The sequence below is a fragment of the Acinetobacter sp. YH16051 genome, from assembly GCF_013417135.1.
Taxonomy (GTDB): Bacteria; Pseudomonadota; Gammaproteobacteria; order Pseudomonadales; family Moraxellaceae; genus Acinetobacter; species Acinetobacter towneri.
Window position 1 is genome coordinate 1 of record NZ_VPEN01000137.1, and the last position, 1,175, is coordinate 1,175.

General features: G+C 43.1%; 1 pseudogene. It reads right to left on the reverse strand.

Annotated elements, in window-relative coordinates:
• Nucleotides 1-1,175 (reverse strand): annotated as a pseudogene (locus tag FTV41_RS14905) (mobilization protein); the annotation flags it as partial.

The window sequence follows — 1,175 nt, forward strand, 5'->3', positions numbered from 1 at the left end:
GGCTTGATAGCCTAGATATAAAATTATTAAAAGAATCAGCAGTCCAAAAGCTATCATCCCCCATAGGATGTGTGTTGCTCTCTGGTTGCCCAATTTTTCCGTCAAAAGGCTCTGCAACTGACTCTCTATTGTCTCTCTCTGCCCCTCTATCGCTTGCTGTACTTGGTGTTGAATGCTGTTCTGCAGGAGCTTTTCGTCGATTCTGAGGCTCTGCAACTGCTTGTTGACTTGAGCCTGTAGAGCGTGAATTGAGGTTGAAAACGAATCTATGCTCGATTTCACTTTTGATATTTCCGATAGGTCTATATTCGCTAACTGCGTTTGCAGTGCGTCTATTTGCTCCGTATAGCTCGCTGTTAGCGATTTTATGGCTTTGGGTGATAGATTCCCTATTTCGGTCAAAATCGCCCTGAGATGCGATTTTATGGCCGATGTTGTCTGCTGTACTTCGTTTAAAAGTATAGTGCTGTTGGTGATAGGTCTCTCGCTTTGCTCGATAGTCATCTCGAACGTTTTCAGCGTTTCGGAGAGCTGTTGCAAGCTCTGCTGTAGTTGGTCGGCTTTCTGCTGCTGCTCTGAGATGCTCTGAATAAGCGTTAATTTCGAATTGTTCATGATAAAAGTCGCCTCTAAGTCGATGTCTTTTGCCACTTTTCAAAGTGGCAGTTAAGTATTCTTTACTTTGTTTGACCGATGCGATTCCTTCCAGTTGCTCAATACACTGGACAATATCTGCTCTGTTTTTTACTGTCAGAGTCCTTAAAAATGTTTGTACGTAGTTATCAACGAGCTTGCCAAACTGCTTTTTTGTAAGCGCCTCAAGATCTTGACCTGTAAAAATATTTTTAGCTTGAGCGTTGAGTTTTGCGACATAGTTTGGCTCTTGTGTCGTTTTCATCAAAAGCAGATCATCGGGGCGTGACCACTGGTACTTTGTGTTGAAGTAATCACGTAAAGAATCAAAATGCTTTTCATGGCCGGGTGGGGCAATATTGAGTGATTTACCGCTTTGAATATCTAGGCGTGGTGCTAGAACGTGGATATGCTTCGAGCCGTCATCGTCTGTGTGAAGCACGGCAAAAAGGTGGTACTGTGAGGGATCTAGTCCCGAAAAAGCATGCTTTTCAAACTCGTCTAAGACTTCTTTTATTTGTTCATCTGTCGGACTGTCTTCT